The organism is Thalassospira sp. UBA1131 (assembly GCF_002311515.1).
GTDB lineage: Bacteria > Pseudomonadota > Alphaproteobacteria > Rhodospirillales > Thalassospiraceae > Thalassospira.
The window spans coordinates 1-6,792 of the sequence record NZ_DCAO01000049.1 but is presented as its reverse complement, the minus strand read 5'-3'; the positions used below and the strand labels follow the sequence as shown (position 1 = coordinate 6,792).

Genomic DNA, 6,792 nt, shown 5'->3' with positions numbered 1-6,792 from the left:
ACGTCTTGGACGACACTGGCATGCTCGGAAACATATTTTTCATCCATGCGCAGCAGGAAGTCCTTTTCCCGCCGACGTGCATTCAGAAATTCACGCGAAACCGCATCAGCAACCAGCTTGTTCTCCAGCGCGCTGTCGGCAACATCTTCGGCTGACTGCCTTTGTTGCTCTGCAATGAATTGCACAGCGCCAACGACGATAAAGATCAAAAGTGCCACCGCACCAATCAGCGATATTTGATAGAGAAGTCTCATTCGGGAAAGGAAATTCATCTTGGCCCCCAAGAAGTTACCCCGCCTTTGCCACAGCTTGTCGCCCGCTGACATCAGTTCAGGTTTGTAATCACCAACGAAATAAAGACACCGGTCACGCCCGTCCGTCCTATAGGCATAGCCTGCCCCAAATGTCGGGAGGCCATTTCGGCCTGTAATACGGGCAAGAGATTGCTGTTACTTGCCGGGTGTCTGTTTCTTGCTCAGCTGAGTCACATTTGGTGTGAGCCACAAGAAAACAAGAGGAAAGATCACTCTTTCCTCTTGTTTCAATTGCAGACGTGAAATGATGCTTATTACAGCCGACCTATGAAATCGAGCGCATCCTTGCAAGGAAGTTGTCGATACGTTCACTCAGACCATCACTTTGACGACCCAGATTATCGGCCGAACCACGCACATCATCGGCAGCCTCGGTGGTTTCTGCCACCGCCGACGAAACCCCCTGCATGGCGTTTGAGATTTCGGTGGTTGCCGATGCGGCCTGTTCGACATTCTGGGAAATCTCGCTGGTCGCAACGGTCTGTTGTTCGACGGCTGCGGCCACCGCAGATGCCCGCTCGCTAATATCCTTGATCATCTGAACGATGCTATCAATTGCATCGACGGCCGACTGTGTCGCCTGCTGGATATCATTGATCTGGCTTGAAATGTCCTCGGTCGCCTTGGCGGTCTGATTGGCAAGGTTTTTGACCTCGCTGGCAACCACGGCAAAGCCCTTGCCAGCATCACCGGCACGGGCGGCTTCGATCGTGGCGTTCAACGCCAGAAGGTTGGTTTGTTCGGCGATATCGCTGATCAGATTGATGACTTCGCCAATGCGGACGGCGGCCGCATTCAGGCCCTGAATATCATCGTTGGTTGTCTGGGCACGGTCACTCGCCGTCGCGGCCATCTTCGACGTATCGCTGATCTGGCCGGCGATCTCGTGGATAGAGGCCGAAAGCTCCGTCGCCGCCGTTGCAACAAGTTGCACGTTTGATGATGCTTCTTCACTGCCCGCAGAAACAGTTGTCGATTGTTCATTGGCTGTGGCTGCGCTGTTGCGCAGAACTTCGGAGACGGAATGCAGCTGTTGAACGGCAGTTCCCACTTCGCTCATCATTGCGACGACATCATCGTCAAATTCGCGAATGTGCTGTTCCTGCGCCTCGATGCGCTGGCGCTGCTTTTCGTCAAGTTCGCGTTGCTGGGCTTCAAGTTTTTGCCGCTCCAGGCCGTTTTCGCGGAAGACAACCACAGACCGGCCCATTTCGCCTATTTCATCCTTGCGGTCGGCTTCATCCAGTTTGACGTCAAAGTCGTTCTTGGCCAACCGGGCCATCTTGTCTGTCAACCCGGTGATGGCTCGCACGATGGCCCGTGCCAGAACCGTCGATAGCAGGATCATGATGATCGCACCGGCGATAAAGATCGCAAACGTAACCTGAACCCCGCTATGAGCGATTTGTTCGGCACGTTGTTGCATATTTTCAGCAACGGTTCGGACTTCATTGCCCAATGTTTCCAGAACCGGCTCCACCGCCGCGTAATACGCGCTGAGGCGTTCCAGGGATTCTTCACGTTCAAGAACGGCATCGGCCAAGGTTTTGAAATCTGCCAGATATGAATCCATCAGCTTGCCAAGCTGCTGCTTCTTTTCATCCTGAATGCTGCCGGCGCGCTCAAGTGCTGCCGAGAACTGCTTGGAAGTTGCTTCGACACTTTCGACATAGGCCGGATCCAGACGGGCAAGAAAATCCTTTTCATCGCGGCGCATCTGCAAAACCGCAATCGAGAGGTCCTTGGTGCCACTCAGTCCCAGCATCGCCTCAAGCTTGGCCACTTCTGCCAAAGCAGTTTCGACTTCAGACGCCGCACTGCGCATTTCGCCAAGCAAGCCCGAACTCTCGTCCAGACCAACCTTGCGCTGCAGTTCAACGACAGTGGCGAATTCCGACACATAATTATCGACGGCTGTCTGGACCTGCTCGACCTGCTCAAGAAGGCCACCAAGTTCTTCACGCCCGGAAAGCTCTTCCAGACCGGCCCGGATTTGCGCGGCGGCTTCGGCGTGGGCAGTGACATATTCCTCGCTTCGTCGAATAACAAAATCTTTTTCGTGGCGACGCGCATCAAGGAATGCGCGCGATACGGTACTTACGGTTCGGGAGTCTTCGCTCGCAGCTTTGGCGATCAATTGCGCAGATTGGCGCTGTTGATCGGCAACGAATTGCGTGATCCCGACAATGGCGAAAATCACCAGAGCAACGATGCTCAGCAGCGAGATCTGGTAAACCAGCTTCATTCGCGACAAGAAAGACATGCTTCCACCCCTCATTTTCCGGTTCTTGGTTTTATATTTTGTTTTTCAGAACCATAAAACATTCTACCATCAGTAGATATATAAAGACTAAAGTATAGACTAATTACTAATTCCCTCTACCTTTGGCGAAAATTCCCGCAAATTAGGTCATTTCTTTTCGTCGTCTGCGCACTATGTTTGTGCTTTGCGCGGGTATTGGCACCGATTAATCACCTATCCATTCAGCTAATCTACCGCGCCGGATTACAACAAACAGGATGAAGATCACCCATGAGCATCTGGGGCAAAATTATTGGCGGAACTGCAGGCTTTGCCTTGGGCGGACCATTGGGTGCAATTCTCGGCGCGGCGGCCGGTCATGTCGTTGACAAGATCAAAAGCAATGCACGCGGGCCGCAAATTGGCGGGCATGATCCCCGCCAGATCGCCTTTGCAACCGGTGTGGTCGTGCTGGCCGCCAAAATGGCCAAGGTTGACGGCCATGTCAGCCGCGATGAAGTCAACGCCTTCAAACGCGTGTTCCATATCCCGCCGGGCGAAGAAAAGAATGTCGGTCGCATCTTTGACATGGCTCGGTCGTCGTCAGACGGGTTTGAGGTTTATGCCCATCAGATAGCCACCATGTTTCGTGGTGAACGCGCCATCCTTGAAGGCGTGCTTGAGGCGCTTTATCAAATCGCCATGGCCGACGGCGAACTGCACCCGGCCGAACAGGACTACCTTAAAAAGGTCGCCCGTATCTTTGGCTTTGCCGAGGTCGACTTTGAACGGGTTCATCATGCCTTCACCGCGTCAGACGGCCCGGATCCCTATGAGCAGCTTGGTCTGACGCGTGAGGCCAGTGACGATGACCTGAAATCGGCCCATCGGAAACTGTCGCGCGAAAACCATCCAGACACCCTGATGGCCAAGGGCATGCCGCCGGAATTCATCGAACAGGCCAACGAAAAGATGGCGCGGATCAATGCGGCCTGGGATCAAATCCGCAAAGAACGCGGTATCCGCTAGCCCGCCCGATCTTCGCGATTATCTTTGTCAAAGTTGATTTCCCTTGCAACGGTGCGCGAATTGCTGTTTGCAGGGGGCCGGTCACTGTGACCCTGTTTTATTTTCAAACTTGTCGGTTTTTCCATGGCGCCACCGCTGATCAATATTAATGACATTCACCTGACCTTTGGCGGGAATGATCTGTTTTCTGATGTGTCATTTGCCATTGGCGACCGGGACCGCCTATGCCTTGTCGGGCGCAATGGCGGCGGCAAATCGACTCTTTTGAAAATCATCGCCGGTGAAATCGAACCCGATGGCGGGGAACGCTTTGTTCAGCCGGGCTGCAAGGTGGCCTACCTTAATCAGGAACCGAAATTCGACGGCTATGACACGGTCGAGGATTTTGTGCTTTCGGCCCTTGATGACCATGAACAGGACTATGCCTATCGATCCGACATGTTGCTGGCATCGGTTGATATTGATCCAAAGTCGGACCCGAAACAGCTTTCGGGTGGTGAAGGCCGCCGGGCCGCGATCGCGCGTGCGCTGATTGCCGATCCGCAGGTTCTGTTGCTTGATGAGCCGACCAACCACCTTGATCTGCCGACGATTGAATGGCTTGAAGGCGAAATCAAGAATTTCCGCGGTGCTGTTGTGGTGATCTCGCACGACCGTGCATTCCTCAATGCCGTATCGAATGGTGTGCTGTGGCTTGATCGCGGTGTGATGCATCAGGGTGCGATCAACTTTTCCCAGTTCGAGGAATGGTCCGAGGAAATCTATCGCAAGGAAGCCGAGGAACGCGCCAAGCTTGATAAGCTGATTGCGCAGGAAACCGTCTGGTCGGTGCAAGGCATTTCAGCCCGCCGCAAACGGAACCAGGGCCGTCTGCGCCGTCTTTACGATATGCGCGCCCAGCGTTCCCAACAGGTTGACCGCATCGGCAACGTGTCGCTTGCGGCCGATGCCGGTGAGACATCCGGTAAGGTCGTGATCGAAGCGACCAATATCGCCAAATCATTTGGTGACCGTCAGATCATCGCTGATTTCTCGACCCGTATTTTGCGTGGCGACAAGGTTGGCATTATTGGCCCGAACGGGGCCGGTAAAACCACGCTTTTGAAAATGCTGACCGGTCAGATCGAACCTGACAGCGGCACGATCAAGATCGGCACCAACCTTAATCCAAGCTATTTCGATCAGAAACGCGCCGCCCTTGATGACAGCAAGACCCTTTGGGATACGCTGTGTGATGTTGGTGGCGATCAGGTCATGGTGCGCGGCAATCCGCGCCATGTTGTCAGCTATCTGCGTGATTTCCTGTTTGATGAAAAACAGGCGCGAAGCCCGGTTGGCGCGCTTTCAGGTGGTGAACGCAATCGCCTGCTGCTGGCCAAACAATTGGCCAAACCGACCAATCTTCTGATCATGGATGAGCCGACCAACGATCTGGATATGGATACGCTGGATCTGCTTCAGGAAATGCTGAGCGACTATGAAGGCACGCTTCTTCTGGTCAGCCACGATCGTGATTTCCTTGATCGCGTTGTGACATCATCCATCGTCATGGAAGGCGATGGGACGGCCATCGAATATGCCGGTGGCTATTCCGATTACATCGCCCAACGCAGACTTTCGCGCGCTGAGGCCGCCAAGGAAGAAAAGGCCGCCACCAAACAGGTCAAAAAGGCCGCACAGGCATCGGCACCAAAATCCAAGCCCACAGGCAAGCTGAGCTATAAAGATCAGCGCGAATACGACAATCTGCCTGCTGCGATGGCCAAACTGGAAGCGGAAATCGCCACCCTTGAGGATGCACTTTCTGACAGCAGCCTGTTCACCAAGGACCCGAACGGTTTCCAGAAGAAGGTGGATCGACTGGATGCTGCGCGCTCGGAGCTTGAAGCATCCGAGGAACGCTGGCTGGAACTTGAAATGCTGCGCGAGGAGCTTGGTCAGGGCTGACCAAACTTACGCGAATTTCAAGACAGTTTAGGCATGAGTTGAGAACAACTCATTTGTGCTTTGCGCTGAAACATCGGATCAAGGGACTGAAACCCGTCTAAAAAACTTGGGCGGGTGTGCGTATCTATCTGATATTCTTGGGGTCATTATTCCCCTTATTGCCGAAAGGCCCCGTTATGCCGATCAAAGCCGTAATTATGGCCTTTTCCGTCGCCGTCATTTGGGGCGTGAACATGCTTACCGTCAAAGGGGCGGTTGGTGAAATCCCGCCTTTCATCCTGACGGCGATGCGTTTTGCGGCTGTGGCGATCCTGTTGATCCCGTTTACGCAAGTTCCGCGCGGACGTTTTGGCAAGCTGGCCCTGATTTCGGTGACCTTTGGCGGCCTGCATTTCGGGGTTCTGTTCTATGCCCTTTCGATGATTGATGCCGGGCCGGTTGCCATCATCATTCTTTTGGGCGTGCCGTTTTCGTCGATGCTTGCGACCTATTTCTTTAATGACCGGCTGGGCTGGAAACGGCTTTCGGGTATGGCACTGGCCTTTATCGGTGTCACCATCATGTTCTGGGACCCGACCATGACCGAACTGCAATTGCCACTTTTGCTGGTCGTATTTGCATCCTTTATGTGGGCGGTCGCCAATGTCATGATCAAGAAGCTTGGCGACATTGATACCTTCCAACTGAATGGCTGGATGGCACTGATGGCGGCCCCGCAATTGCTGATCATGTCCCTGATTTTTGAGCCGAACGGCTTTGAAGCGGTGATGAACGCAAGCTGGGTGGCCTATGCAAACCTTGCCTTTACGGTCGTGATGTCATCGATTGTGGCTTATGGCTTCTGGTATCATTTGCTGAAGACGCAGGATGTGAACGTTGTTGTGCCCTGGACCCTTTTGGCACCGGTGATCAGTGTGATGGGATCGTTCCTTGTGTTTGACGAGCCGTTTTCCCTGCTTAAAATCATTGGGGGCACAGTCGTTCTGTGCGGTGTCGCGGTCATCATGCTGCGCAAGCCGGTCCAACGCAAAGCACAGGGAATGGATTGATCCGCATGGGGGAAAAGATCACCAGAACGCGATCAGCGGGAAACATGATTTCCCACCCCTCCCCCAATTTCGGTGATCGTCCGGATGGATGCCCGATTGATATTCTGGTCCTGCATTACACTGGCATGCAATCGGGTGCCGCGGCACTCGAACGCCTGTGTGATCCGGAAAGTTCTGTCTCAAGCCATTACCTGATCGAGGAAGATGGCCG

The 6,792-nt window shown here is 53.9% G+C and carries 5 protein-coding genes and 1 pseudogene; 4 read left to right on the top strand and 2 right to left on the bottom strand.

What is annotated here, in order from left to right:
* A pseudogene (locus B3Z49_RS07870) lies at positions 1–254 on the bottom strand (methyl-accepting chemotaxis protein); the annotation flags it as partial.
* A gap of 325 nt (positions 255–579) precedes the next feature.
* Entirely contained in the window at positions 580–2,577 is a 1,998-nt protein-coding gene (locus tag B3Z49_RS07865) for a methyl-accepting chemotaxis protein (protein WP_296989667.1), read from the bottom strand.
* Positions 2,578–2,847: 270 nt separating this feature from the next.
* Between B3Z49_RS07865 and B3Z49_RS07860 the strand changes: the two genes are divergently transcribed.
* From B3Z49_RS07860 to B3Z49_RS07845, 4 genes are all read left to right on the top strand, one after another.
* Positions 2,848–3,585 (top strand): TerB family tellurite resistance protein, encoded by a 738-nt coding sequence (locus B3Z49_RS07860; RefSeq protein WP_296989664.1) that lies wholly within the window; start codon positions 2,848–2,850, stop codon positions 3,583–3,585.
* A 123-nt stretch (positions 3,586–3,708) separates the two neighbouring features.
* Positions 3,709–5,532: an ATP-binding cassette domain-containing protein gene (locus B3Z49_RS07855; RefSeq protein WP_296989661.1), complete on the top strand. Its 1,824-nt coding sequence runs from the start codon at positions 3,709–3,711 to the stop codon at positions 5,530–5,532.
* 176 nt (positions 5,533–5,708) lie between these two features.
* Positions 5,709–6,581: a DMT family transporter gene (locus B3Z49_RS07850; RefSeq protein ID WP_008889609.1), complete on the top strand. Its 873-nt coding sequence runs from the start codon at positions 5,709–5,711 to the stop codon at positions 6,579–6,581.
* A gap of 5 nt (positions 6,582–6,586) precedes the next feature.
* On the top strand, positions 6,587–6,792 hold a 206-nt coding region (locus B3Z49_RS07845), incomplete at its 3' end, for an N-acetylmuramoyl-L-alanine amidase (protein WP_296989658.1).

Excerpts from the sequence above, each read along its gene's own strand:
- B3Z49_RS07865 (WP_296989667.1), bottom strand. The coding sequence starts at position 2,577 with ATGTCTTTCTTGTCGCGAATGAAGCTGGTTTACCAGATCTCGCTGCTG.
- B3Z49_RS07860 (WP_296989664.1), top strand. The coding sequence starts at position 2,848 with ATGAGCATCTGGGGCAAAATTATTGGCGGAACTGCAGGCTTTGCCTTG.
- B3Z49_RS07855 (WP_296989661.1), top strand. The coding sequence starts at position 3,709 with ATGGCGCCACCGCTGATCAATATTAATGACATTCACCTGACCTTTGGC.
- B3Z49_RS07850 (WP_008889609.1), top strand. The coding sequence starts at position 5,709 with ATGCCGATCAAAGCCGTAATTATGGCCTTTTCCGTCGCCGTCATTTGG.